This window comes from Kitasatospora sp. NPDC048365, from assembly GCF_043200835.1.
GTDB classification, from domain to species: domain Bacteria; phylum Actinomycetota; class Actinomycetes; order Streptomycetales; family Streptomycetaceae; genus Kitasatospora; species Kitasatospora terrestris.
In genome coordinates, this window is sequence record NZ_JBICYJ010000076.1 from 1 (window position 1) to 25,242 (window position 25,242).

A 25,242-nucleotide genomic window follows, 5' to 3' on the forward strand; every position below is an offset into this window, starting at 1 on the left:
AACCCCCGACGAGAGCATCACCACAGCCCTGACCGCCTAGCCTGAAACCGGATCACCGAGTGGCCGTCGATACACCACTCCAGCGGACGTGACCCTACTTCGCCGCCTCCTGTGGCGGAGCCCCACTGTCGATCATCAAGGAGTACATCGAGAACCAGAAACGACCCGAGTGATGCGACGGCGCTCCGCGCCGCCGGGACTCAGGAAGCGATTCCTCCCGGGCGCGAACGCCCGGGGTTCCTCGCTAGATCATGCTGAAACCGGCTCTGGCCGGAGCTCCGTGAAGCCTTGATCATGTGGAGTTGTCAGCCGGGACGCGCAGAATGCGGCCATGAGTTACGACCTGGCTGTATGGGAAGGCGAGCGTCCTGCTGGCGACGCCGCGGCGCGCTTGGTGTTCGAGGATCTCTACGGCGAGTTCATGGGCGGTCGGAGCGTCGAACCGACAGCGCGTATCAGGCAGTACGTTGAGGCGCTGGTGGCGCGGTGGCCTGATTTGAGCCCCGACGACGAGGACGAGGACACGAGCCCCTGGTCGGATGGTCCGCTGATCGGTAACGCAAGCGGCCCGCTGTTCTACTTTGGGATGGTGTTCAGCAAGTACCAGGAAGCCGCCACGTATGCCGTCGATGTCGCGCGATCCTCGGGGCTCGTCTGCTTCGATCCGCAGGACGGACGCCTGCTGACCTGAGCCACGTCCGCCTTGGCGTTCACGACCGCGTGAGGACGCGGATCCGGAGGAGTCGGAACGAGGCCCTGCCGTACATGGCCCTCTTGATTGTTTGATCCGATTTACGTTGCCTTCGACCTTGCCTGAGCTCCATTCGAGGGTGAGGCCGGCGGTCACGGCGTCAAGGTCCTGGCGGAGGAAGCCGGCGAACGAGCGGACCGGGGCGAGAGCGTCCTGCTCGGCTTGGCGGATCCAGTCCAGCAGCATGCCGCCGCGCCGGTTGACCAGCAGGTTGCGGAAGCATCTGGCCAGGTCGCAGGCCCGGGCGATGTCCGGGCAGGCGATTCTGACGTCCAGCAGTTTCTCCACTTCCTGGTCCGTGAGCGTTTCGCGCGGGCGCATGATCCACGAGGTGATGCGGCGCGGGCTGGGGATGTCGGCGCGGATCGGCTCGGCTGTCCCCTCGCGGAGTTTGGCCAGGTGGCGGCGCACGACTTGGATGCTGCCGGTGTAGCCGCGCTCGCGGATCTCGTGGAACAACTGGGTGCCGCTGGTGTATCCGGCGGTGAACCGGCTGTTGAGGTAGGGCTTGAACGGTTCCAGGAGTCTGGCCTTGTGGATGCCGAAGTCCTTGGCGGACGCGATGAGTTCGTCCAGCGGGGTGTTCCTGAAGCGGCGCACGGTCTTGCGGTCCAGGCCGAGGTGGCGGGCGATGGCGCTGATGGTCCACTTCTGCTCCAGCAGCCGGTGGACGTCCGCGTAGCGGTCGCGGGTGCGCTCGACGAGGGGCGTGCGGGGCAGTTCCGGCACTGGCAGGTCGATCACCGGCGGTTCGGCTGGCGGCTCCTCCTGTTCGGCGTGTTTGCGCAGGCAGGAGCGGTGCTGGTGGCAGGTCTTCTCGACGGCGGCCGAGAGGTTCTGGAGCAGGTGCCACCTGTCCGCGACCTCGATCGCGTCGGGGGCGGTTTCCTTGATCGCCCGGGTGTAGGCGGTGGCGCGGTCACGGCAGATGATCTCCGCGCCGGGGTGTCTGCGGAGCCAGGCGGCGAAGGTCTCCGAGGTGCGGTCCGGGAGCACGTCCACGACGCGGCCGGTCTCGACGTCGACGAGGACGGTCCCGTAGGTGCGGCCCTTGCGGAAGGCGAACTCGTCGACGCCGAGCACCCGCGGCGCCCGGTCAGGCACTTCGGGCGCTTCCAGCAGCCCGAGCAGGCGGGTCCGGCCGGCGGCGATGCTGAGCTTGTGGCGCAGCCGTTCGCCGGCCCGGCCGCCCAGCTCGGTGGCGACGTCCCGCAGCCACTGCTTCAGCCCGACGCTGGAACGCACATGGCGCTCGCTCAGCCCGGAGACCTGCTCGACGAACGTCATCCGTCGGCACCGGGCGCGGTCGCGGAAGTAGCGGCGCACGCGCAGGCGTATCGCCAACTTCTTCCCGGCAAGCGGTCGTTCGGCCAGCGTGCGCCAGTAGGAGGAGTGTCTCCGTCTCCCCGGACTTCCGCAGCCCGGGCACCGGGTCGGCGGGCCGCACGCGGCCACCTCCACCAGCACGACCTCCGGGCCTGCGGTCAGTCGTTCCAGTTCAACATCGACTCCGGGGAACAGAACATCTTCGATCGAGTGGGGAACCACGCGTAGGTCATCCCGCAGGGAAACGATCCTGCATGCGCGCCGCTGACCTGGGATTTCACGGAACTCCGGTCAGAGCCCTGAAACCGGCCACCCGGGACTCGGATGCCGGCCGGACCTGCTCACCCTGGCTCCCCACCCGAGTGCCGAGCTTCGCCGCGATGTGGGAGCAGGTCGAGGCGGTTGTTTCCCGACCCGGGCCGGCGGCGGCGATCGGGCTGCGGGCGCCCGGCCCGGGGAAGGTGTACGCGGGTCTTCCCCGGGCCAGGCTCGTTGAGCAGCGCGGGCCGGTCACCCGCGCTCGGTGAGGAGCGTGGACGGCTGTCGGGTCGGCCGGTCCGCGTGGGCCTGAGGCCTGTGGTGGACTGCACGTCCTTCATCGGCCGACCGGTGCGTGCCCTGCTGAACGCTCACTGCTGGGTTGTGCCGGCGGGTGGGGCTCGGCTCAGTAGGCCGTCCCGTCGGCGCGCCGGCCGGGCGAGCTGGAGAGCGAGCTGATGGTGTTGTGCTTGACCCAGCTGCCGGTCGCCGAGCCGTCGGGGCTCCGGTTGATGGACACGCCGTCGGAGTTGGCCTGGCTGGAGGTGTAGCTCATCGACTGGATCGTCGCTCCGGCGGAGTCCCGAAGGATGACCTGGTCGCCGCTGTTGGACAGGTTGAGTCCGCCGGTGCTGGCTCCCACTGCCGTGATGCCGGCGGGGATCGCGGAGCTCGCGCCGTACACGGTGATGGCCTTGCCGGGTTGCAGCGTCGTGCCGGCCGCGAACGTGTGCCGTACGGCCGAGCCGTCCCAGATGGTCCAGCCGGCGATGTCGGCTGCGGTGCCGCCGGTGTTGACGATCTCGACGGCCTCGCCGGCGGTGTTGCTGCCGGGTTCGTTGGCCAGCACCTCGTTGATGATGACGTTGGCGGGTCCGCTGCCGCCGCCGGCGGTGACGGTGACGTTCTGGGTCGTGGTGTGGGTGGCTCCGCCGTTGTCCGTCACGGTCAGCGAGACGGGGTAGGTGCCGGCCGATGCGTAGGTGACGGTCGGGTTGGTCGCCGTGGAGGTCTGGCCGTTGCCGAAGTTCCAGTTGCGGCTGACGACGGTGCCGTCGGGGTCGGTGCTGCCGTCGGTGAAGGTGCAGGTGAGAGCGGTGCAGGAGTGGGTGTACGCCGCCGTGGGCTGCTGGTTCGAGCCGCCGCCACCGCCGATGACGAAGTTGTAGCGGGCCAGCACCGGGTAGTGGTCGCTGGTCGTCGTCGCGTAGTTCGGGATGTAGGCCTGGGGCTGGAAGGCGGTCGCCGAGCCGGCGACGTACTTGGCCTGCACCTCGTTGGTGATGAGCTGGTGGTCGATGAAGTCCGGGTAGCCCGTCGTCGACGCCACGCCCGCCAGCGACAGGGCCCGCGTCGGGAACGTGTAGCGTGCCGCGTCGTTCACGAAGTTGGCGTAGGGCGAAGCGTTCCCGGTGGCGATGGAGGTGTCGACGTCGTCGTTCCAGTCACCGATGACGAAGACGTTCTGCGTGGGGTAGGTCGTGTCGAGGTAGGACTTGAGGGCCTGCGACGCGGGGTTGCGCAGGTTCCACGCGTCCTGGGTGGACCCGGACTTCGCGTGCAGGACGATGAAGACGAGGTCACGGGTGACACCGTCGAACGTGCCGCGCAACGTGAACTCCACCGGCGGGCGGCCGGCGAAGTTGCTGTTCTGTGCGGTCAGGATCACCTTCGCGCTCACCAGGGTGGCCATGCTGGAGCGCCAGACGAGGGCGACCTTCTGCTCGGTGTTGCTGAAGTCCGAGTAGTACTGCGCGCCGTTCGTCACGATCGGGTCGTTGGCCACGACCCCGGTGTACCCGGGCATGCCGGCCACGAGCTGGTCGAACGCCGAGGTGCTGACGACCTCGGAGAGGCCCCATACGTCCATGTCGGCGCCCGCCATGACCTCACGGACGTTCTGCTGCTGCAGCGCCTCGTCGGTCGGGCCGAAGTCCGGCGCCCCGAACCACTCGACGTTCCAGTTGCCGACGTCGAGCTGCGTCGGCGATCCCTGCGACGGAACCGCGGTGGCGGCATTGGCCGCGGGGGCTGTGGTGAGCGTGGCCAGCGACATCGCGGCGGCCAGGCAGGCGGCGCCGAGCGCGGCGGTGCGGCGGGGACGTCCGGCAGGTATCTGACGGGATGACATGAGGGTGCCTTTCGCGAGCGGGTGCGAACGGTTCGCGGAGCACCACCGGGGGCGTGGAAGGACACACCGTGGCGGCAGAGAAGTTGTAGGCGGACCGGGTTACACACGGGGAACCGGAAGGTTGTCTCCACAAGTCACTTCTACGCGTGTTGCGCAGCGTGCTCCGGGCACCGGATGCAGCGCCATGACAGCGCCCGTCCGTCGGGCGAAGCTCTCCGCGGCCCGGAGTCGACGCTCCGTGCCCGGCCATGGCCGACCGGACGGCGCAGCCGGCCCGGGCGCCCGCCGCAGGAGCGCCTTCGCCCTGCCCGCGTTGACGGCTGCTCAGCGGCCGGTGTCAGTGGCGTGGCCCATGATCCGTGGGACAGTGCAGCCACCTCAGCGACGGGACCGCGACGCCATGACCATCACCAACCAGCAGATCGCCCGGCACGCCTTCCTGGAGGCGATGTACGCCGACGGGTACTACCCGGACCACGTGGTCGACCTGGGGAAGGCGGTCCTGGTGCGGCTGTGCGAGCGGATCGAGGCCGAGCGGCCGGCCGACCTCGGCGCGCTGTACGTGCTGACCGCTGCCGCGACGGAGGAGTTCAACGAGCTGCAGACCGCGTTCGAGGAGGCGGACAGCGAGATCGAGACGGTGGCGCGGGAGACCATCGCCGAGGACTTCTGGGTCGTCGCCACCGCGTACGGCTTCGCGGACGCCGACATCGAGGAGCTGGTGGCCGAGCGCGACTGGTGACGCCAGCGCGTGCCCCGCTCCCCGCCCGGCGGGAGGATGGGAGGGATGATCGTCGACTGCGCGCACTACCGGGACGGGCGGCGCCAGCAGCAGGGGCCGATGCCGCTGGAGGAGGCCGCCGCGCGCCGGGTGCAGGGCGGGTTCGTCTGGCTCGGGCTGTTCGAGCCGACGCCGGAGGAGCTGGAGCGGGTGCGCGGCGCGTTCGGCCTGCACGAGCTGGCGGTCGAGGACGCGCAGGCGTTCCACCTGCGGCCGAAGGCGGAGAAGTACGAGGACGGCACCGAGCTGATCATCCTGCGGACCGCGCGTTACGACGACGAGCGCGAGGAGATCGACACCGGCGAGATCAGCGTGTTCCTGGCCGAGCACTTCGTGATCACCGTCCGGCAGGGCATCGCCAGCGAGCTGACCGGGGCCCGCAGCCGCCTGGAGCGCCGCCCGGAGCTGCTGCGGACCGGCAGCGCCTCGACGCTGTGGGCGATCCTGGACCAGGTCGTCGACAGCTACGCGCCGGTGGTCGCCGAGCTCGACCGCGACATCGAGCAGATCGAGGCGACGGTCTTCTCCGGCACGGTCGCCCCGACCGAGCGGATCTACTTCCTGCGCCGGGAGGCGACCGACTTCTACCGGGCCGTCCACCCGCTGCTCGCCGTGCTCGCCCGCCGCCTGGCGACCGGGCACGCTCCCGCCGAGCTGCTGCCGTACTTCCGGGACGTCCACGACCACCTGCTGCTGGTCAACGAGGAGGTGGCCGCCCAGCGCGACCTGCTGGCGACCGTGCTGGAGGCCGACATCGCGGTGATCTCGGTCGAGCAGAACCGGATCAACCTGCGACAGACCGCCACCATGGAGCGGCTGACCATCGTGGCGACGGTGTTCCTGCCGCTCTCCTTCGTGGTCGGCTTCTTCGGCCAGAACTTCGGCTGGCTGGTCGACCACATCAGCAGCCTGGGAGCCTTCGTCACGCTCAGCGTGATCGGCCTGGTCCTGCCCTGCACGGTCCTGTACGTGTGGCTGCACCACCGCCGGGGCCAGGCGGCCCCACCGGTCCCCGGCCTCAACCACCACCGTCCGCCGGGCTGAGCGCCCGCCCCCGCCGGGTGCGACCATGGAAGGAATCGGTCGACACACCGGGAGGCGGTCATGGGACGCGAGTACTTCTACCACCTCGAATACGCCGGCAACTCGATCACCACCAGGGTGACCCTCGGCACCGTCCGGGAACTCGAGCTGCTGGTCAACGGCCACGGAGCGGCCGACGAACGCCTGCACGGCCACCACGCCGAGATGCACGTGCTCCGGGCGGTGCTGCCGGGCGACCCACCCACCGAGGCATCGGTCGAAGTGGCGATGCCCGCCGCCCTGCACGGGGAGCCGGCGTGCACGCTGGTGTCGGGCGACGACCGGCTGCCGATGCCGGAGCGGCCGATGCCGCACAACGCCCGCCCCACCGAGGCGTCCTGGTACAACTGACCGGGCGACCCGGCCCGATCACCGGGGCCCGACCACCGGAGCCCGAGCACCGGCAGGATCCGGATCCGTAGCCGCTCGCTGACGCAACGTCAGTCGTCCGGGGTAGCGTCGGCGCATGGTGGAGATCGAGGTCAACGGCGTCCGCATGGTCTACCGCGTCGCAGGGGCGCCCGCAGCGCCGCCGGTGGTGCTGCTGCACGCGCTGGGCGAGAGCGGCGCCCACTGGGGGACGGTGTCGGCCCGCCTCGCGGGCGGCTTCCGGGTGTACGCGCCCGACCTGCGCGGCCATGGCGGCAGCGCCTGGCCGGGTGCGTACTCGCTGGAGCTGATGCGCGACGACGTGCTCGCCCTCCTGGACGCGCTGGGTCTGGACCGGGTCGACCTGGTCGGCCACTCGATGGGCGGCGTGGTCGCGTACCTGCTGGCGCAGCACGCGCCGGGCCGGGTGCGGCGGCTGGTGGTCGAGGACGCCCCGCCGCCGCGTCCGCGGACGCCGTCGGTGCCGACCCGGCCGGCCGGCACGCTGCCGTTCGACTGGGAGATGGTGCTGGCGCTCCGCCGGCAGATCGACAACCCGCCCGCCGCCTGGCTGGACGGGCTCGCCCGGATCACCGCGGACACCCTGGTGGTCGCGGGCGGCCCGACCAGTCACGTCCCGCAGGACGGTCTGGCGGACCTCGCCCGCCGGATCCCGTCCGCCCGGCTGGTCACCGTCCCGGCGGGCCACCTGGTCCACGCGACCGACCCGCAGGCGTTCCTGGGCGCCGTCCTGCCCTTCCTCCGCTGAACCGCACCGAGCTGCACGGATCCGCGCCGACCCGAACCGAGCCGACCCGGGCCGAGCTGCGCCGGGCCGAGCTGCGCCGCTCGGTGCTCAGTCCCAGATGTCCTCGCCCTCGTTCCCGGCCGGGTCGGTCTCCAGCAGGCTCTCGTGGAGCGCGGCGACGGGCCGTCCGGTCGACTCACCGTCCGCATCGGTCTCGTGGAGGCGCCATCCCGGCAGGGTGTCGTCGTCGAGGTCGGAGTCGTAGCCCTCGTCGAGGATCCCGATGACGGCGGCGACCGTCTCGAAGGCGGCCGCCCGTGCCACCCGGGCGATGTCGGCGCGGTCCGCGCCGGCGGCGAGCAGCCGGTGGGTGGCGGGGATGGCGTCGATCGCCGCGGGCCGCTCCCACTGGTTCACGGCCTCGGCCCAGATCCTGCGCAGGACCAGGTAGCGGGCGAGTTGGGGAATGCCCTCGGTCAGCTCGGAGAGCGCCCAGGCCTGCGGTTCGTCGGCGCCGAGGTCCGCGAAGCGGTCGTGGAGGGCGTGCGCCGCCCGGCGCTGCTCCTCGTCGAGGCCGGCCAGGTGCTCGGTCCACATCCGGTCCCAGTTCGTCATGGTCCCAGCGTGGCGGACGCCGCCGACACTTCTCCGGGAGGGGCCCTATCCGCGGGCGCGGTGGGCGCGCGGGGTGGTGCCGTGCCAGCGGCGGAAGGAGCGGTTGAAGGTGCTCTGTTCGGTGTAGCCGAGCAGGCCGGCGATCTGGCTGAGCCGCAGGCCGGGGTTGGCGAGCAGCCGGGCGGCCTGCTGCTGCCGTTCGTGGTCGAGGATCGCGGCGAAGGTGGTGCCCTCGTCGGCGAGGCGGCGTTGCAGGGTGCGGGGGTGGAGGCCGAGGTGTCCGGCGACGGCGTCGGCGCCGCAGGTGCCGGTGGGGAGCAGGCGCCGGGTCAGGTCGGCGACGCGCGGGGCGAGTTCGGTGCCGAACGGGACGGCGGTCTCCAGGTAGCGTTCGACGATCCGGCGGGTGGCGGGGTCGGCGTTGTCGATGGTCCGGGCGGCGTCCGCGTCGGCCATCTCGATGCCGCACCAGTCCTGCTCGAAGTGCACAGGGGCGCCGAACAGCTCCTCGTACGCGGCGGCCGGGCCGAGCCGGGCGTGCCGGAAGGCGACCCGGCGGGCCCGCAGGTCCGCGCCGGCGAGCAGGCGGCCGATCCGGTACCCGTTGGCGAGGCTGAGTTCGTACGCCTGCGCGGGGTAGCGCAGGCCGGGCTCCTGGACGGCGAAGTGGAAGGTGGTGGAGCCGGGCCGGTGTCCGGGGTCGGCGGGCCCGGCGACGGACAGGCGCAGCGCGGGTGAGTGGAGGTGCAGGTAGCGGGCGATCTCGACGAACGCGCCGAGGACGGTCTCGCAGTTGCGGGCGATGACCGCGACGGGTCCGAGGATGCGCAGGCCCTGCCAGGCGGAGAGGCGCAGTCCGAGGTCGGGGCAGTGGAGTTCTTCGGCGGTGACGTCGAGCAGCCGCGCGAACGGGGCGAAGGGGACGAAGGCGTCCTCGACCAGTTCGATGCCGGGGCGGATGCCGAAGCGGGCGAGCAGCGGGCCGGGGTCGGCGCCGAGCTCGCGGACGAGTTCGCCGTACCCGTCGAGGTTGGTGGCCAGGATCAGGCTTCCCACCCGCCGCCCGCACCCCCTGTCGGCCACCTCTGTCGGGAAATGTCAAAATACTGTCGCGAAAAGACAATACGCCTGCACTCGGGGGTCGCGAAAGTATGGACATGACCACGAACCGCGTCACCGTCCTGATCATCGGCGCCGGACTCTCCGGCATCGGCGTCGCCTGCCGCCTGCGCCGGGAGTTCCCAGAGCGGGACTTCGCGATCCTGGAGCGCCGCGAGGCGATCGGCGGTACCTGGGACCTGTTCCGCTACCCGGGGATCCGCTCGGACTCCGACATGTTCTCCTTCGGCTACGAGTTCCGGCCGTGGGACGAGCTGAAGGTGCTCGCCGACGGCGCCTCGATCCGGGAGTACGTCGCCGCCACCGCCGCCGAGTTCGGGGTCGACAAGGCGATCCGCCACGGGCTCAAGGTGCTGGCCGCCGACTGGTCGAGCGAGCGCCGCGAGTGGACGGTCACCGCGCTGCGCGAGGCGACCGGCGAGAGCGAGACGTGGACCTGCTCGTTCCTGGTCACCTGCACCGGCTACTACGACCACGACCGCGGCCACCTGCCCGAGTTCCCGGGCATCGACCGCTTCGAGGGCGTCCGGATCCACCCGCAGCACTGGCCCGAGGACTTCGACCACGCCGGCCGGAAGGTCGTGGTGATCGGCAGCGGCGCCACCGCCGTCACCCTGGTCCCCGCGATGGCCGACACCGCCGAGCACGTGACGATGCTGCAGCGCTCCCCCAGTTACGTCTTCTCGCTGCCCTCGATCGACCGGATCACCGCGGTGCAGCGGATGTTCCTGCCGCACAGCCTGGTCCACCGGATGACCCGGGCCCGCAACATCCGGATGCAGCGCGTGCTGTTCCGCACCGCCCGGCGCTTCCCCGGCGCGGTGCGCCGGCTGCTGCTGGCGGGCGTGCGCCGCCGGGTCGGCAAGGACTTCGACATGGCCCACTTCAGCCCCCGGTACGACCCGTGGGACGAGCGGCTGTGCGCCGTGCCCGACGGCGACCTGTTCACCGCGCTGCGCTCCGGCCGGGCCTCCGTGGTCACCGACACCATCGAGACCTTCACCCCGACGGGCATCCGCCTCGCCTCCGGCCGGGAGCTGGCGGCGGACGTCGTGGTCACCGCCACGGGCCTCGAACTCCAGGCCCTCGGCGGCGCCCGGATCAGCGTCGACGGCGAGGTCCGCGACCTGCACGAGGTCTGCACGTACAAGAGCGTCATGCTGGAGGGCATCCCCAACCTGGCGTGGGTCTTCGGCTACACCAACGCCTCCTGGACGCTGAAGGTCGACCTGGCCGCCGCCTACCTGGTCCGGCTGCTCCGGCACCTGGACACCATCGGCCGGACCGTCGCCGTGCCCGTCGACCGCGGCGCCAACGCCACCGGCGACGGCGTGGTCGACTCGCTCTCCTCGGGCTACATCCAGCGCGCGAAGCACGTCATGCCGCGCCAGGGCCGCGACTTCCCCTGGCGGATGGTCATGGACTACAAGCACGACCGGAAGGTGCTGCTCTCCGACCCGGTCGACGACGGCGTCCTGGAGTTCCACGCGTGACCCCCTGACCCCGCCTCGGATCCCTCCCGCGAGGGAGGCGCGCCCCGCCCCGGAGGGATCCGCGGCGGGGCGCCGGTCCGGTCGAATGGGAGCGACGACGTCGATCCCCGGGGAGGCACCGCATGGCCGCGCACGCACTGAGGGCGGAGTGGCTCAAGACCACCACCCTCCGATCCGCCTGGACGGTCCCGCTGGCCGGGGTGCTGCTCTCCGTCCCGGTCTCCGCGGTCACCTGCGCCCTGATCGGCGACAAGCAGCAGCTGCTGATCGACGACCCGAGCGTGGCGATCCACTACGGCCTCTGGTTCGGCCAGCTGTTCTTCGCGGTCGCCGCGATCGGCGTGCTCGGCCGCGAGTACTCCTCCGGGACGATCGGCGCCTCGCTGACCGCGGTACCCCGGCGCGGCCGGCTGTACGGCGCCAAGCTGGCGCTGGCGGGCGGCCTCGGGCTGGCCGCGGGCACCGCCACCTCGGTCGGCAGCTTCCTGGCCGCGACCGTGCTGGACGGCACCCCCGTGCGCTGGGACGACCCGGACGCGGTGCGCAGCGTGGTCGCGGCGGCGCTCTACCCGGCGCTGCTGGCGGTCCTGTGCGTCGGACTGACGGCGGCTCTGCGCAACGCCACCGCGGCGACCGGGTTCGTGCTGCTGTGGCTGTGCATCGGCAGCAGTCTGTTCGCCGCGGTGCCGGGGCTGCGCGAGCTGCTCCCCTATCTGCCCGACAGGGCCGGCCAGTACGCGATCCGCTACCAGTACGCGCCGCACTTCGCGTACCCGCACTGGGTGGGCACGGCGGTCCTGGCGCTGTGGGCGGCGGGTGCGGCGCTGCTCGGGCTGCGGCGGTTCCGGCGGGCCGCGCACTGACCCATCCACCGGTTGTAATACTCGACATTAATAATGGCGAGTATTACAGTAGCGCCATGCCAAGAACCTCGGCGGGTGGCAACACCACCCGCGATCGACTGCTCCGGGCCGGCGCCCACCAGTTCGCCGCCAAGGGTGTGCACGGCGCCCAGCTGCGCGACGTGGTCAAGCTGGCCGGGCAGTCCAACCCGTCCGCCGTCCAGTACCACTTCGGCTCGCGCGACGGCCTGCTGGACGCGGTGCTGCGCGAGCGCCAGGAACGCACCGACCGCGCCCTGGCCGAGCGGATGCCCCAGCCGGAGGGGCGGGCCCTCGGCGAGCTGGTGGCCGCGGTCGTCGACGCGGAGGCGACCGAGCTGCGCACCGGCCGCGGCCGCGACGGCCTGCGGATCGCCGCCCAGGTCAGCCACCGCAGCGGCCTCCGCACCCGCGAGCCTCACCCGCACCTCGCCGACGGCGGGCGTCAACGGCTGATCACCGAGCTGGAGGTCTCGCTCGCCGACCTTCCCGCGCCCGTCCGGCTGGAGCGGATCGACCTGGCCCTCACCCTGGTCGGCACCGCCCTCGCCGAGCGCGCCCGCCGACTCGCCTCCGACGAGGAGCTGCTGACCGACGAGGCGCTGTTCCTCGCCGACCTCGCCGCGATGGCCGAGGCCATGCTCACGGCCCCCGTACCACGCACCGCCCCCGCGGCGAGCGGCCGGCCCTGACCGGTCCCGCCGTCGGCGCACCCGGCCTCGACCGCGGGCGCCGTCGGCGGGACGGACTGTCGTCGGCGCATGGATCATGCAGCAGACCTCCGGCACGCGGCCGGGGTCGAGGAGAGCCGGTACCTGGACGCGGTGTTCACGCCGGGGGCGCGGCTCGGGACGCGTCCCGATGACCCGACCACCTTCGTCGAGGTCGTCGAGGTGCGGGAGGTGACCCGGATCCGCGTTCCCAGCGGCCGGTTGATCGTCGACTCGCCGTGGCCGGAGGAGTGCGACGCCGAGATGAGGCCGCGGGCCGGCCGGGAGCTGGCGGAGCGGATCCCGCCGGGCACCTGCCGGGTGGAGGCCTCCTGGACGCAGGCCCCGTACGAGTTCATGGGCGAGCAGTACGACGGCCGGGACGTCGCCGCCGTCCGCCTGTGCGTCGCCGACTCCCCCGTCGCGCGCTGGGAGATGGCCCTCGGTGTCGGGGAGGACCCGGAAACGGTCCCGCCCGGGGAGCGGATCGGGTTCCACTGCGAGACCAACATGGGCAGCTTCGCCGACGCCGGCTCCTGGCCGGCCCTGACGGCGCCGTTCCGCGACTTCTGGCGGAGCGACTGGGACGGCGACCCGCGGCCCCGAGCCACCGAGAGCTTCTTCGACTACGCCTTCGAGCGCTCCAGCGACGAGCGGCACGGCGCGGACCTGGTGACCTTCGCCGCCCCGGGCCCGGCCGTCGTGTGGCTGGGCCGTACGGCGACCGGGGCCCTCGCCGCGGTCGTCGTGGCCAACGGGTACCACTCGGTCGACCGGATCCCCGCGCCCTGAGAGGGCCTCAGTGCGCGGGTTCGGCCGCCGGCTCCGCGGGCCCGACGGTGAGTGACGTCAGGTCACGGCCGCGGGTCTCGGGGGCGACCAGCAGGGTGAGGACCGTGACGGTGACGGCGGCCGTCACGTAGAGGGCGACCGGGGTGGCGGTGCCGTACGCCTTGAGCAGGGCCACGGCGATCAGCGGGGCGGGCGCCCCGGCGGCGATCGAGGCGACCTGGGCGCCGATGGAGGCGCCGGAGTAGCGGACCCGGGTGGGGAACAGCTCGGAGACGAAGGCGGCCTGCGGCGCGTACATGGCCGCGTGGAAGGTCACGCCGACGACGGTGGCGAGCAGCAGGAAGCCGAAGTCGCGGCTGTCGGCGAGGCGGAAGAAGGGCCAGATCCACAGGCCGGTGCCGATCGCGCCGAGCAGGTAGACGGGTCGCCGGCCGAGCCGGTCGGCGAGGACGCCGAACAGCGGGATGAGCGCGAGCTCGACGGCGGAGGCGATCAGCACGGCGTTGAGCGCCGTCTTCTGCGGCATCCTCAGGACGACGGTGCAGTAGGTGAGCACGAACGTGCTGATGATGTAGAAGGAGATGTTCTCGCCGATCCGGGCACCGACGACCAGCAGGACCTGCCGCCAGTGGCGGTGCATCACCTCGGCGGCGGGCAGGGCGCGGTCGCGCTGCCGAGCCCGGTCGGCGAGGGCGCGCTTGACCAGGTCGGACTCCTCCACGGACAGCCGGATCCACAGGCCGACCAGGACCAGGACGGCGGAGGCGAGGAACGGCAGCCGCCACGCCCAGGCGAGGACGGTCGCGGGGGCGGCGAGGTCGGCGAGCAGGGTGAGCGAGCCGGCGGCGAGGACGAAGCCCAGCGCACCGCCCGCCTGTGGCCAGGAGGCGTGCAGGCCGCGCCGCCGGGCGTCGCCGCGTTCGGCGACCAGCAGCACCGCGCCGCCCCATTCGCCGCCGAGCGCGAAGCCCTGGACGAGGCGCAGCGCGGTCAGCAGCAGGGGTGCGGCGGCGCCGATCGTCGCGTACGTGGGGAGGCAGCCGATCAGGGTGGTGGCGCCGCCCATCAGGACCAGGCTGATGACGAGCAGCCTCTTGCGGCCGAGGCGGTCGCCGAAGTGACCGAAGACGACGGCGCCGAGCGGGCGGGCGACGAAGCCGATGGCGTAGGTGAGGAAGGAGAGCAGGGTGCCGGTCAGCGGGTCGCTGGTGGGGAAGAAGAGGGCGGCGAAGACGGTGGCGGAGGCGAGGGTGTAGAGGAAGAAGTCGTACCACTCGATGGTGGTGCCGATCAGCGCGGCGGCGATGACGCGGCGCAGGTCGCCGGGTCTCCCGGCGCGATCGGCGCGATCGGCGCGGTCGGCGCGGTCGGTTCGAACGGCGGGCTCGGTGGGCTCGGTGGGCATGCGGGGACGGCCTTCCGACGAGGAGGGTGGGAGGGGTGGGGGGGGGGGGGGGGGGGGGCGGGGGCGGGGGGGGGGGGGGGGGGGGGGGGGGGGGGGGCCCCCCGGGGGGGGGTTGGGTCAGGCGCCGAGGGCGTGGACCATCGCGGTGACGGCGCGCAGTTGCGGGGCGTCCTTCACGGCGAACTCGGGGCCGGTGTAGCCGAACCAGTCCCAGCAGCCCTGCGGGTTGACGGGCAGGACACTGGCGACGGCCTGCGGGTAGAGGACGACCAGGTGGTTGGTGTCGGCGTAGGTGTCGAGGTTGCCGCGGGTGGCGAAGAGGTCGCCGAGCAGGTACTGGCCGGAGAGGCAGCCGTGCAGGGCGACGACGAGCTTGCAGGGCTGTCCGGCGGCGCAGGCGGGCGGGGTGTAGAGCAGGCCGGTGGTGTCCATGCTCAGGTCGCCGGCCCGGCCGGTGGCGGTGTAGCGGTTCTGGTCGAAGTGGGTGAGGGTGCCGGCGGGGGTGCCGGTGTTGCGGGGGTTGACGGCGCCGAGCCAGTGGGTGAGCATCTCGCGCTGCGGGTCGTTGCCACAGTTGTTGAGGAACGGGGGCGCGGTGAGGCCGCAGGCGACGACGCCCTGTGGGGTGGGCCAGGAGTGTCCGGCCCAGTCGGTGTCGTGGTAGCGGACGTCGGCGCCGAAGTCGCGGTAGAAGTCGGTGCCGGCGTCGGCGACGGCGGTGGTGACGACCGGGTCGAGGCGGCCGTGGTAGACGTACACGGGCTTGCCGGCGAGGTTGGCGACGGGGTCGATGTGGCCTCCGGCGGACCAGGCGGCGGCCTGCCGTTCGAGGTCGGGGACGCCGTGGCCGGTGAGGCAGACGGCGGCATCGACCACGTTGCCCCGGCCGCAGTAGTAGGGGCCGGCGGCGATGATCCCGGCGCCGTCGAAGAGGCCGGAGTAGGCGACCTGGAGCTGGGTGGCGAGGAAGCCGCCGGAGGAGACGCCGGTGACGTAGGCGCCGGTGAGGTTGAGGCGGGGCAGCGGCGGCGGGGTGCCGGCCTCGGCGGGGGCGGCGAGGCCGAGGGTGGTGAGGGCGGTGGCGGCGGCCAGTGCGGCTGTCGCGCGCAGTGTCCGGGTGAGCGAGCGGAACATCGGAGCACACTCCTGGGTGGGTGGGGGTGGTGCTGACGTCTGCCGCCCGCGGGTCGCGGCTCGCGGGACGCGCCTCACGGCTCGCGGCGGCAGGGCTCGGGGGCTGCCGGATCAGGGGGTGGGCAGCGGGAGTTCGCGCTTGAGGATCTTTCCGGTGGGGCCCTTGGGCAGCGCGTCGGTGATCCGGACCAGGCGCGGGTACTTGTACGGCGCGACCCGGTCCTTGACGTACTGCCGGAGCTCGTCGGCCCCGGCGGCGGCGCCGGGCTTGAGGGCGACCACGGCGGCGACCTCCTGGCCGTGCAGGGGGTGCGGCACGCCGATCACCGCGGCCTCGGCGACGGCGGGGTGCTCGTACAGGACCTCTTCGACCTCGCGCGGGTAGACGTTGTAGCCGCCGCGGATGACGAGGTCCTTGGAGCGGTCGACGATCCGGAAGTAACCGTCGGCGTCGCGGGTGCCGAGGTCGCCGGTGCGGAACCAGCCGTCGACGACGGCCTCGGCGGTGGCCTCGGGGTTGCGCCAGTAGCCCTTCATGACGTTGTGGCCGCGGACGGCGATCTCGCCGACCTCGCCGTCCGGCAGGCTCGCGCCGGTGGCGGGGTCGAGGACGCGCATCTCGACGCCTTCGACGGGCGTGCCGACCGTGCCGGGGCGGCGCGGGCGGTCGGGGTGGTTGAAGGAGGCGACCGGCGAGGTCTCGGACAGGCCGTAGCCCTCCAGCACGGCGCAGCCGTACGCGGCTTCGAAGCCGGTGAGGACCTCGACGGGCAGGGCGGCGCCGCCGGAGACGCACAGGCGCAGCGCGCCGGTGTCGTAGCCGTCCCGGTCGGGGTGGTGGAGCAGGGCTGCGTACATGGTGGGGACGCCCAGCAGGACGGTGACCCGGTCGCGTTCGAGGAGGCGCAGGGCGGCGGCGGGGTCGAAGCGGGGCAGCAGGGTGAGGCAGGCGGCCGAGCGGACGGCGCCGATCAGGCCAACCACCTGGCCGAAGGCGTGGAAGAGCGGCAGGCCGCCGAAGACGGTGTCGCCGGGTCCGAGGCCGAGCAGGGTGGTGGCGCTGACCCGGGCGTTGGCGGCGAGGTTGGCGTGGGTGAGTTCGGCGCCCTTGGGTCGGCCGGTGGTACCGGAGGTGTAGAGGATCACGGCGGTGTCGGACGGTGCGCGGTCGACGGGTGCCGCACCGGGCCCGGGCGCGGGAGGGAGCGTCTCGGCGGTGCGGACGGGGATGCCGGTCTGCGCGCCGGCGGCTTCGGCCTCGGCGGCGGCTGCGGTGTCAGCGGGCCAGGTGAGCAGCAGGGCGGCGGCGCTGTCGGTGAGCTGGTGGGCGATCTCGCGGGCCTTGAGCAGCGGGTTCATCGGGACGACCACGGCGCCGGCGTGCAGGATCCCGTAGTAGTGGGCGGCGAAGGCGGGCACGTTGGGCAGCTGCAGGGCGACCCGGTCGCCGGGGCGGATGCCGGCGGCGTGCAGCTGTCCGGCGATCCGGGCGGCGGACGCGGCGAGTTCGGCGTAGCGGACGGTGTCGCCGTCGAGGCGGAGTGCGGGAGCGTGGGGGTGGCGGGCGGCGGTGGCCGCGAGGGTGTCGGCGAGGTTGTTCACGGACGGCGGCTCCTGGGAGGTCTCCGGGCTGTCCCCGGACTCCCAACCAATCGATTGGTTGGGCGGGTCGATGGGAGTACCATCGGGCCTCTGCGCTACCGTGTCAACCAATCGATTGGTTGGAAGTCGCGGGCGGCCGAAGGAGGATCAGGTGGAGCATCCCGGTTGGGAGCCGCGCCGCGTCGTGGCGGTGGAGCCCGTCCTGCCCGAGGGGGTCACCCCGCCGGGCACCCGGGGGCGGATCCTCCAGGAGGCGCTCGCCCTGTTCGCCGAGGCCGGCTTCGCGGGTACCTCGATCCGGCAGATCGGCTCCGCGGTGGGCATCAACTCCGCCACGCTGTACGCCCACTACCCGTCCAAGGAGCACGTGCTGGCCGCCCTGGTGACCATCGGGCACGAGGAGATGCACGCCCGGCTCGCCGAGGCGGTCGAGCGGACCCGGCAGGACGGACCGGCCGAGCGGCTCACGGCCCTCGTGCGGGCGCACGTACTGATCCACACCGACTTCCCGCTGCTCGCCCTGGTGACCAACGGCGAGATCCACGCCCTCTCCCCCGAGCAGGCCGAGCCCGCCCTCGCACTGCGGCACGCCTGCTGGCAGTTCCTGCTGGACGTGGTCGAGGACGGCGTCGCCCGGGGCGACTTCGCCGTCCCGGACGTGCTGCTCGCGGCGGGGGCGATCAGCGCGATGGGCGTCCGGGTGCCCGCCTGGTTCGGCCCCGACCAGGCCTTCACCCGCGAGCAGGTGGCGCGGGACTACGCCGAGTTCGCCCTGCGCATCGTCGGCGCCTCCGCCCCGCCCCGCAGCTGATCCCCCACCCCCGACCACACGCCATCACCCCCGGCCACGCGCCGTCAGCCCCGACCACGCGCCGTCAGCCCCGGCCGAGTCCGTCCCCGAAGCCCGAGGAGACCCCGTGCAACCGATCGTGCGCACCACCGGCGGCGAGGTCCGCGCCACCCCCGCTGCCCACGGCACCCACCTGTTCCGCAACATCCCGTACGCCGCCCCGCCGGTCGGCCCGCTGCGCTTCGCGCCGCCGCAGCCCGCGGCCGCCTGGGACGGGGTCCGCGAGAGCGACGCGTGGGGTGCGGGCGCGCCGCAGGCGCCGTACGCGCCGCCGCTGGACACGCTGCTGGGCGAGCACGTCGTCACGGGCCAGGACTGCCTCAACCTCAACGTGTGGACGCCCGGCACCGGTGGGCGGCTGCCGGTGCTGGTCTGGGTGCACGGCGGCGCGTTCACCAACGGCGCGGGCTCGCTGCCGATGTACGACGGCGCCGCGTTCGCCCGCGACGGCGTGGTGCTGGTGACCTTCAACTACCGCCTCGGCGCGGACGGGTTCCTGCACCTGCCCGGCACGGTCGCCAACCGGGGGCTGCTGGACCAGGTCGCGGCGCTCACCTGGGTGCGGGAGAACATCGCCCGCTTCGGCGGCGACCCGGACCGGGTCACGCTCTTCGGACAGTCGGCCGGCGCGATGGCGATCGCCTGCCTGATGGCGATGGACCGGGCCCGCGGCCTGTTCCACCGCGCCGCGCTGCAGAGCGGAGCGGCCCAGCACACCCTCACCCCGCCGTCGGCGGAGCTGGTCCTCACCCGGCTCGCCGAGGTGCTCGGCGTCGCGCCGTCCGTCGCCGGGATCTCCGCCGTCCCCACCGACGTGGTGGTCAAGGCGCAGCAGCGGCTGCGGACCGAGGTGGCCGCCCACCCGGACCCGGCACGCTGGGGCGAGGCCGCGCTGAACATGATGCCCTTCGAGCCGGTGGTGGACGGCGAGGTGCTGCCGGTCGACCCGCTGGAGGCGGTCAGGTCCGGCGCGAGCGCCGGGATCGACCTGCTGGTGGGCACCACCACCGAGGAGTTCCGCCTGTTCCTGGTGCCGACCGGGCTGATCGACCTGCTCCCGGAGGCCGCCCCGGCCGTCACCGCGCAGCGCTACGGCCTGCCGCAGGAGGCCCTCGCCGCGTACCGGGCCGCGCTGCCGGACGGCTCCGCCGGCGACCTGGCGGCCGCGGTCGCCACCGACTGGTTCTACCGGATCCCGGCGCTGCGGCTGGCCGAGGCGCACAACGGCAACGCCCACGTGTACGAGTTCGGCTGGCGCTCGCCCGCGTACGACGGGACGCTCGGCGCCTGCCACGCGGTGGAGGTGCCGTTCGTCTTCGACACCCTGCGCGAGGCAGGCACCGACCTGCTGCTCGGCGAGCGGCCCCCACAGCCGCTCGCCGACACCCTCCACCGGGCCTGGACGGCGTTCGCCACCGACGGCGACCCGGGCTGGCCGGCGTACGAGCCGGGCACCCGGGCCACCATGTGCTTCGGCGAACGGTCGGCGGTGGAGCACGACCCGCGCCCCGAGCTGCGCGAGCTGTGGGACGGGGTGCGCTGAGCGGACCGGATGCTGTGAGCCGCCGTCAGTCCTCGCCCGTCCCGGCCGCCCTGGCCCGCAGGCGGCGCAGCATCCGGGCGTCCTGGAAGCCCACGGCCCGGGAGGCGGCCTCCGCGGTCGCGCCCTGCCCGATCAGGTGCTCGGCCCGCTCCACCCGCAGCTCCTGCTGGTAGCGCAGCGGCGACAGGCCGGTGGCCGCGGTGAAGCGCCGGGTCAGGGTGCGCTCGCTCACGCCGACCGCACGGGCCAGCTCGGCGAGGGCCAACTGGTCGGCGAACCGGGCGTCGATCAGGTCCTGCGCCCGGTGCACCGCGTCGCTGACGTGGGCCCGGTGCCGCAGCATCACGCTGGCCTGCTGGGCGTCGCCGTTGCGCCGGGCGTACACCACCATGGCCCGGGCCACCTTGGCGGCCGCGGCCGGGCCGTGCCGGGCGGCCAGCAGGTGCAGGGCGAGGTCGATGCCGCTGGCGATCCCGGCGGAGGTGACCACCCGGCCGTCCTCCACGTAGAGCACGTCCCGCACCACGTGCGCCTTCGGGTGGAGCCGGGCGAGCTCGTCCTGCAGCTCGTGGTGGGTGGTGCAGCGGCGGCCGTCCAGCAGGCCGGCCCGGCCGAGCGCGGCGGCACCGGCGCAGACGCTGGCCACCGTCCCGCCGGCCGCGTGGTGCGCGGCCAGCCGGTGCAGCGCCTCGCCGCCGAGCTCGCCGCCGACCCGCAGGCCGGGCGAGCGCCAGCCCGGCACCAGCAGCAGGTCGTCGGCGCCGAGGTCCGGCCAGTGGACGGCGGCCCGCAGCAGCACGCCCTGCGCGGTCGGCACGTCCGCCTGCTCCGCCACGTGGTGGATCTCGTAGTCCAGGCCGAAGTCGGCGGCCTCGGAGAACACCTGGGCGGGCCCGGCGAGGTCCAGCAGGTGCAGCTGCGGGACCAGCAGGAAGACGACCTTGCTCACGATCCGGTCAGCTCCTGGGGAAGGCTAGGCGGTCAGCTCGTCGACGGTGGCGATCCGGGCGAAGCGGCCCGCCAGCGCGTATTCGGTGCGCGCGACGATCTCGTCCGTCCCGAGGGTACGCGGGTCGGCGAGGACCTCCGCCAGGCTGCGTCCCGCCGGGGCGTCGCGGTGCGGGATCGGGTGGGTCGCGGTCGCGTCGGTCACGAACACCACCCGGTAGCCGAGGTCGGAGGCGACCCGGGCGGTGGTCTCGCAGCACTGCTCGGTCCGGATGCCGCTGACCACGACCTCGCCGACGCCCTCCGTCGTGAACAGCTGCTGCAGGTTGGTGGTGGTGAAGGCGTTGTGCGAGCTCTTGGTGACGACCGGCTCCCCCGCCGCGGGCTCCAGCCCCTCGATCGGGCGGACGAAGCCGAGTGCCGGGTCGAAGGCGTCGCCGCTGCCGGGCTCGGCGTGCAGCACCCACACCACCAGGTCGCCCTTGGCGCGGGCGGCGGCCACCAGCCGGCCCACCTTCTCCACGATCTTCGGCTCGGACACGGCGGCCCAGTTCTCGAGCTGCCGGAAGGACTCCTGGACGTCGATGACGACGAGTGCGGTCTTCATGCCCCCATCCTGGCCCCGGGCGGGGCCCGGACCGAAGGCACCATCGGGCCGCGATGCGGAACGATCCGGTCAGCCGGTCAGCCGGTCAGCCGGGCGGACGCCGGTAGCGGCGGGAGCCGCGCATCAGCGCCCGCACCTCCTCGGCCCGGGCGGCCTGCTCGGGGCCGGGCAGGCGCCGCCCGCCGGTCAGGTCGTCCGGATGGTTGTCCACCACGGTGCCGTTGGGCCGGCACCACGGGCAGACCCGCGAGTCGGCGACCAGCCAGCCGTCCTCGCAGCCGAGCGGGCAGTCGGAGCCGGCCACCAGGGCGAGCGCGATCTCGTCGGCACGCATCGGCAGCTCCGCGCCGTTCACGTGGGCGTACCGCTCGTACCAGCGCCGCTCGACCCGCTCGCGCAGCTGGCTCGCCGGGACGCCCTCGGCCAGCTGCCGATCGATCTCCTGCCGGACCGCGTGCGGCACCCCGCCGCGCGGCTCCAGCGCCCGCATCAGCGGGCCCGGGATCGCCGAGGTCACCCAGGCCGCCGGGTGCTGGCCGTGCTCCATGAAGGGGCTGCTCGCCACTGCCTTCCTCCTGCCGGACGGCGCGCACCGCGCGCCGCGTGCTGTCCCCTCCCCCGATCCTGCCAGCCCCCGGCGCCTCCTGGTGCTCAGGCGTGGAGATTGTGTCCGGTCGTCGCGTCCACGTGGGCGGGGACCTCGTCGTGGCGGTCGCCCACGGTCGGCGTCCCGGTCGGCTCGAACATGAGGATCGCGGCACCCGTCGGTGCGGCCGGCCGGTGCTCCGTACCTGCGGGAACGGTGAAGACCGCCCCCTGCGGCAGCACCACCGTGCGCTCGCCCCCGGGCTCGCGCAGGGAGATGTGCAGTTCGCCGTCGAGCACCAGGAAGAACTCGTCGGTGTCGTCGTGGGCGTGCCAGATGTGTTCGCCCTCGACCTTGGCGATCCGGACGTCGTAGTCGTTGACGCGCGTGACGATGCGCGGGCTCCACAGCGCGTCGAAGGTGGTCAGCGCCTGGCGGAGGGAGATCGGCTGGTTGCTCATGTCCTCATCCTCGGCCGCCCCGCACAGGCGGCGTGAGTGCTAGGAATTGCACATGGCGAAAGAATCCTCGCACCGGGTGGTCGTGATCGTGGACGAGAACTCGAACCCGTTCGAGCTCGGCTGCGCGACCGAGATCTTCGGCCTGCGCAGGCCGGAGATCGGCCGCGATCTCTACGACTTCCGGCTCTGCTCGCCCGAGCCCTCCACCGCGATGCGCGACGGATTCTTCACCCTCACCGGGGTCGCCGACCTGGGGGCGGCCGACACGGCGGACACCTTGATCGTCCCCAACCGCCCCGACGTCGAAGTCCCCCGCCGGCCCGCGGTGCTGGACGCCGTTCGACGGGCGCACGCGCGCGGCGCCCGCCTGGTCGGCTTCTGCAGCGGCGCCTTCACCCTGGCCGAGGCCGGCGTCCTCGACGGGCGCCGGGCCACGGCCCACTGGCAGTGGGCGGACTCCTTCCGTTCCCGCTTCCCCGCCGTCCACCTCGCATCGGACGTGCTCTTCGTGGACGACGGCGACATCCTCACCGCCGCGGGGAGCGCGGCCGCACTCGACCTCGGCCTGCACATCGTCCGCCGCGACCACGGGGCCGAGGTCGCCAACTCCGTCAGCCGACGGCTGGTCTTCGCGGCCCACCGCGACGGCGGGCAGCGGCAGTTCGTCGAACGTCCGATGCCCGATCTCCCCGACGAGTCCCTGGCACCGGTCCTGGCCTGGGCGCAGGAACGGCTCGACTCCCCCCTCACGGTCCCGGACCTCGCGGCGCGGGCGGCCGTCAGCCCGGCGACACTGCACCGCCGCTTCCGGAGCCAGCTGGGGACGACCCCGCTGATGTGGCTTACGGGGGAACGGCTCGCCCTGGCCTGCCGGCTGATCGAGCGCGGCGAGTCACGCTTCGAGGTCGTCGCACGGCAGAGCGGGCTGGGCACCGCGACCAACCTGCGCGCGCTGATGCGCCGCGAGACGGGCATCACTCCGTCGGCGTACCGGCGCCGGTTCGGGCCCGACGCGAACTGACGACCTCCGGCGCCGGACCCGTCACGGATACTCAGGTTGAACTCGTGATGTCGGTGGTCAGGGCGGAGCGGCGAACAGCCCGGGCGCGGTCGGGCAGCCGTCGATGAGTGGCTGCCCCGCGGTGAGACGAAGGCAGGCGCGGGCTGCGATCACCTTGAAGCGTCGGGGTCAGTAGTTCACCCGGTAGGTGGACGGTCGGCGCGCCTGCCTCTGGGGAGAGGACGCTGTTGTGATGTTGTTTCGTGTACGGGCAAAAGTCGTGGGCCGGGTGGACAGGACCGGGCCAGGCCGCCCCAGCCCGTCCACGGACAGGAGGCCTCATGGCCAGGACACGGTGCGCCACGCCTACCGTCGGGATCCGGCTGCCAGCAGCCGCCAGCGCCCTCGGGACGGCGGCGGTGCTGCTCACCGGCTGCGGAGGTGGGGGTACGTCGGACGGCCCCGGCACCGGTGGGTCCTCAGTTTCGTCCGGGTACGAGTCCTCGCCTGCGGTGGAGGGGAATCCGTCCGCCGAGCAGCGCGTGTCGCCGGGCGCTGGCGGGGGCGGATTCAACACCGCGGGCCAGCTCTCCGGGAACGTCGGTGGGATTTGGCCGAACGCCAACGTCAAGGTGAAGAACGACGCGACGAGCGGCACGTTCACCGGCGCGGTGAGCAAGGTCTACAACTGCACTCCCGGAGAGCCCCAGGTTCAAGCGGCGCCGGTCAGCTCCACGAAGCTCACGCTGCCTGCGGGGACGGAATCGGGAACTATCTCGTTCAAGTTCAGCACGGACGTCACTGCCGGAACGTACACGGTATGTGCGGTGGTGACGGCCAATGACGGGTCCAGCAAGACGGTGACAGGAGGCGTAGTGAGACAGGAAGAGGGAGACAATCCCGGGCAGTCGACCGGCGGCAGTTCCCAAAACCCGGGCGTCACTCCTGACACCCCCAACCGCCCGGGCACCACTGCGAGTACGCCCTGACGTCGGAGCACGAGGAGCAGACGACGCCGGACGAGTCGCCGGAGCCCGCGGCAGACCGGCCGGCGGACGAAACCGGCGCGGACTCGCACCGCTGGACGTCCTGGCTCACCACGCTGGCCTCGGTACTGGGACCCACTACCTACATCACGGCCCTGCTCCTGTTCTTCGGCTTCGCCTACACCGACGCCCTCTACGAGTACTTCGGCGTCGACGCGGCGAGCCTCGGCTTCTCCACCCAGGACTACCTGCTGCGCAGCGCGGCCCCGCTCTACCTGCCGGCGGGCGGCGTGCTCTGCCTCACGCTCGCCGGCGTGCTCGCCTACTACCTGGTGTCCACGCTGGCCCGCCGGGAGTCCGGCCTACTGCCGTACGTCCGCCGGGGCTGTCAGGCCGTCATGGCGCTGGCGGTGCCTCTCTTCCTGCTCGGCCTACTCGCAGGCCTCCAGGTCCTGGACGCCGGACCGATGGGTACACCGCTGCTGCTGGGCGGCGCCCTGCTGCTGTTCCTCGCCAGCCGGGTGCTCGCCGTCAAATGCTCGGGAACGCCTTACCCGGTTCGCCGCGAGCGGGCCGCGCTCGTGGTCAGCACGGCTCTGATCGCACTCGCCTCATTCTGGGCGGTGGGTGCCTACGCCCAGGAGAAGGGCCGTATGGACGCCCGATACCTGGCGGCCCACCTGACGCTGCGTCCCGCCGTGGTGCTGGACACCGCAGAGCGCCTCTACCTCCCGTGGCCCGGTGTCGAGGAGAAAGCGCTGCCGACCGCCTCCGAGCAGCGCTTCCGGTACCGCTATCGCGGGCTGCGACTGCTCGCTCAGTCCAACAACCAGATGTTCGTCATCGGCAAGAACTGGACCTGGCAGGACGGCGCCGTCATGATCATCCCAGTCGACGGGAGCGTACGGGTGGCCTTTCACGCCGGCTGACCTCCGTACAGCCGGATGAGCAACGACTGGATGGCGCGCTACTGAACTTGAATTCGTGATGTCGGTCAGCCGTCGAGGATGAGGCCCGTGCCGGCGAGGCATCCGTCGACCAGGTCCGGACGGTACTGGATCTG

At 72.7% G+C, this 25,242-nt stretch carries 24 protein-coding genes; 13 read left to right on the plus strand and 11 right to left on the minus strand.

Going from position 1 to position 25,242, the window contains the following annotated elements:
• Nucleotides 1–292 precede the first annotated feature (292 nt).
• Nucleotides 293–2,299, minus strand: a complete 2,007-nt coding sequence (locus ACGFX4_RS39685) for an ISL3 family transposase (protein ID WP_393085767.1) — start codon at nt 2,297–2,299, stop codon at nt 293–295.
• 442 nt (nt 2,300–2,741) lie between these two features.
• Nucleotides 2,742–4,466, minus strand: a complete 1,725-nt coding sequence (locus ACGFX4_RS39690) for a lamin tail domain-containing protein (RefSeq protein WP_393085769.1) — start codon at nt 4,464–4,466, stop codon at nt 2,742–2,744.
• Between the two features lie 400 nt (nt 4,467–4,866).
• Here ACGFX4_RS39690 and ACGFX4_RS39695 point away from each other — a divergent pair, with 400 nt between their 5' ends.
• The 4 genes from ACGFX4_RS39695 (at nt 4,867) to ACGFX4_RS39710 (ending at nt 7,468) form a co-directional block, all read left to right on the plus strand.
• Nucleotides 4,867–5,208, plus strand: a complete 342-nt coding sequence (locus ACGFX4_RS39695) for a DUF5713 family protein (RefSeq protein WP_393085771.1) — start codon at nt 4,867–4,869, stop codon at nt 5,206–5,208.
• 45 nt (nt 5,209–5,253) lie between these two features.
• Nucleotides 5,254–6,291 carry a magnesium and cobalt transport protein CorA gene (locus ACGFX4_RS39700; protein WP_393085773.1) on the plus strand — a complete coding sequence of 346 codons (1,038 nt, stop codon included), beginning with the start codon at nt 5,254–5,256 and terminating at the stop codon, nt 6,289–6,291.
• A gap of 60 nt (nt 6,292–6,351) precedes the next feature.
• Nucleotides 6,352–6,681 (plus strand): hypothetical protein, encoded by a 330-nt coding sequence (locus ACGFX4_RS39705; RefSeq protein WP_393085775.1) that lies wholly within the window; start codon nt 6,352–6,354, stop codon nt 6,679–6,681.
• Between the two features lie 115 nt (nt 6,682–6,796).
• Nucleotides 6,797–7,468: an alpha/beta fold hydrolase gene (locus tag ACGFX4_RS39710; RefSeq protein WP_393085777.1), complete on the plus strand. Its 672-nt coding sequence runs from the start codon at nt 6,797–6,799 to the stop codon at nt 7,466–7,468.
• 87 nt (nt 7,469–7,555) lie between these two features.
• Here the strand turns inward: ACGFX4_RS39710 and ACGFX4_RS39715 are convergent, their stop codons facing one another.
• A complete protein-coding gene (locus tag ACGFX4_RS39715) occupies nt 7,556–8,062 on the minus strand; it encodes a hypothetical protein (RefSeq protein ID WP_393085779.1) in 507 nt (168 codons plus the stop codon).
• A 45-nt stretch (nt 8,063–8,107) separates the two neighbouring features.
• Nucleotides 8,108–9,118, minus strand: coding sequence for an AraC family transcriptional regulator (locus ACGFX4_RS39720; RefSeq protein ID WP_393085781.1), 1,011 nt, complete (start codon nt 9,116–9,118; stop codon nt 8,108–8,110).
• Nucleotides 9,119–9,219: 101 nt separating this feature from the next.
• Here ACGFX4_RS39720 and ACGFX4_RS39725 point away from each other — a divergent pair, with 101 nt between their 5' ends.
• The 4 genes from ACGFX4_RS39725 (at nt 9,220) to ACGFX4_RS39740 (ending at nt 13,057) form a co-directional block, all read left to right on the plus strand.
• A complete protein-coding gene (locus ACGFX4_RS39725) occupies nt 9,220–10,674 on the plus strand; it encodes a flavin-containing monooxygenase (RefSeq protein WP_393085783.1) in 1,455 nt (484 codons plus the stop codon).
• A 122-nt stretch (nt 10,675–10,796) separates the two neighbouring features.
• On the plus strand, nt 10,797–11,537 hold the full coding sequence (locus ACGFX4_RS39730; RefSeq protein ID WP_393085785.1) for a hypothetical protein: 741 nt from the start codon (nt 10,797–10,799) through the stop codon (nt 11,535–11,537).
• Nucleotides 11,538–11,593: 56 nt separating this feature from the next.
• Nucleotides 11,594–12,247, plus strand: coding sequence for a TetR/AcrR family transcriptional regulator (locus tag ACGFX4_RS39735; RefSeq protein WP_393085787.1), 654 nt, complete (start codon nt 11,594–11,596; stop codon nt 12,245–12,247).
• 69 nt (nt 12,248–12,316) lie between these two features.
• Nucleotides 12,317–13,057 (plus strand): DUF4241 domain-containing protein, encoded by a 741-nt coding sequence (locus ACGFX4_RS39740; protein WP_393085789.1) that lies wholly within the window; start codon nt 12,317–12,319, stop codon nt 13,055–13,057.
• 7 nt (nt 13,058–13,064) lie between these two features.
• Here the strand turns inward: ACGFX4_RS39740 and ACGFX4_RS39745 are convergent, their stop codons facing one another.
• From ACGFX4_RS39745 to ACGFX4_RS39755, 3 genes are all read right to left on the minus strand, one after another.
• Entirely contained in the window at nt 13,065–14,462 is a 1,398-nt protein-coding gene (locus ACGFX4_RS39745) for an MFS transporter (protein ID WP_393085791.1), read from the minus strand.
• Between the two features lie 117 nt (nt 14,463–14,579).
• Nucleotides 14,580–15,596: a hypothetical protein gene (locus ACGFX4_RS39750; RefSeq protein WP_393085793.1), complete on the minus strand. Its 1,017-nt coding sequence runs from the start codon at nt 15,594–15,596 to the stop codon at nt 14,580–14,582.
• Nucleotides 15,597–15,707: 111 nt separating this feature from the next.
• Nucleotides 15,708–17,198 carry a long-chain fatty acid--CoA ligase gene (locus ACGFX4_RS39755; RefSeq protein ID WP_393085795.1) on the minus strand — a complete coding sequence of 497 codons (1,491 nt, stop codon included), beginning with the start codon at nt 17,196–17,198 and terminating at the stop codon, nt 15,708–15,710.
• Nucleotides 17,199–17,349: 151 nt separating this feature from the next.
• Here ACGFX4_RS39755 and ACGFX4_RS39760 point away from each other — a divergent pair, with 151 nt between their 5' ends.
• Both ACGFX4_RS39760 and ACGFX4_RS39765 read left to right on the plus strand, forming a co-directional pair.
• Nucleotides 17,350–18,009, plus strand: a complete 660-nt coding sequence (locus ACGFX4_RS39760) for a TetR/AcrR family transcriptional regulator (protein WP_393085797.1) — start codon at nt 17,350–17,352, stop codon at nt 18,007–18,009.
• A gap of 106 nt (nt 18,010–18,115) precedes the next feature.
• The gene (locus ACGFX4_RS39765) at nt 18,116–19,591 is read left to right on the plus strand and encodes a carboxylesterase/lipase family protein (RefSeq protein WP_393085799.1); all 1,476 of its coding nucleotides are present in this window, start codon (nt 18,116–18,118) and stop codon (nt 19,589–19,591) included.
• A gap of 25 nt (nt 19,592–19,616) precedes the next feature.
• Here the strand turns inward: ACGFX4_RS39765 and ACGFX4_RS39770 are convergent, their stop codons facing one another.
• The 4 genes from ACGFX4_RS39770 to ACGFX4_RS39785 all read right to left on the minus strand — a co-directional run bounded on the left by ACGFX4_RS39770 (nt 19,617) and on the right by ACGFX4_RS39785 (nt 22,193).
• Nucleotides 19,617–20,540, minus strand: coding sequence for a GlxA family transcriptional regulator (locus tag ACGFX4_RS39770; RefSeq protein WP_393085801.1), 924 nt, complete (start codon nt 20,538–20,540; stop codon nt 19,617–19,619).
• A gap of 24 nt (nt 20,541–20,564) precedes the next feature.
• The gene (locus tag ACGFX4_RS39775; RefSeq protein WP_393085803.1) at nt 20,565–21,146 is read right to left on the minus strand and encodes a cysteine hydrolase family protein; all 582 of its coding nucleotides are present in this window, start codon (nt 21,144–21,146) and stop codon (nt 20,565–20,567) included.
• 85 nt (nt 21,147–21,231) lie between these two features.
• Nucleotides 21,232–21,711, minus strand: coding sequence for a hypothetical protein (locus ACGFX4_RS39780; RefSeq protein WP_393085805.1), 480 nt, complete (start codon nt 21,709–21,711; stop codon nt 21,232–21,234).
• Nucleotides 21,712–21,797: 86 nt separating this feature from the next.
• Nucleotides 21,798–22,193 (minus strand): cupin domain-containing protein, encoded by a 396-nt coding sequence (locus ACGFX4_RS39785; RefSeq protein ID WP_393085807.1) that lies wholly within the window; start codon nt 22,191–22,193, stop codon nt 21,798–21,800.
• 52 nt (nt 22,194–22,245) lie between these two features.
• Between ACGFX4_RS39785 and ACGFX4_RS39790 the strand changes: the two genes are divergently transcribed.
• From ACGFX4_RS39790 to ACGFX4_RS39800, 3 genes are all read left to right on the plus strand, one after another.
• Entirely contained in the window at nt 22,246–23,214 is a 969-nt protein-coding gene (locus ACGFX4_RS39790) for a GlxA family transcriptional regulator (protein WP_393085808.1), read from the plus strand.
• Between the two features lie 320 nt (nt 23,215–23,534).
• Nucleotides 23,535–24,182, plus strand: coding sequence for a hypothetical protein (locus ACGFX4_RS39795; protein WP_393085810.1), 648 nt, complete (start codon nt 23,535–23,537; stop codon nt 24,180–24,182).
• Nucleotides 24,183–24,493: 311 nt separating this feature from the next.
• Complete coding sequence (locus tag ACGFX4_RS39800; RefSeq protein ID WP_393085812.1) at nt 24,494–25,108, plus strand: hypothetical protein; 615 nt, start codon at nt 24,494–24,496, stop codon at nt 25,106–25,108.
• The last annotated feature ends 134 nt before the right edge of the window (nt 25,109–25,242 follow it).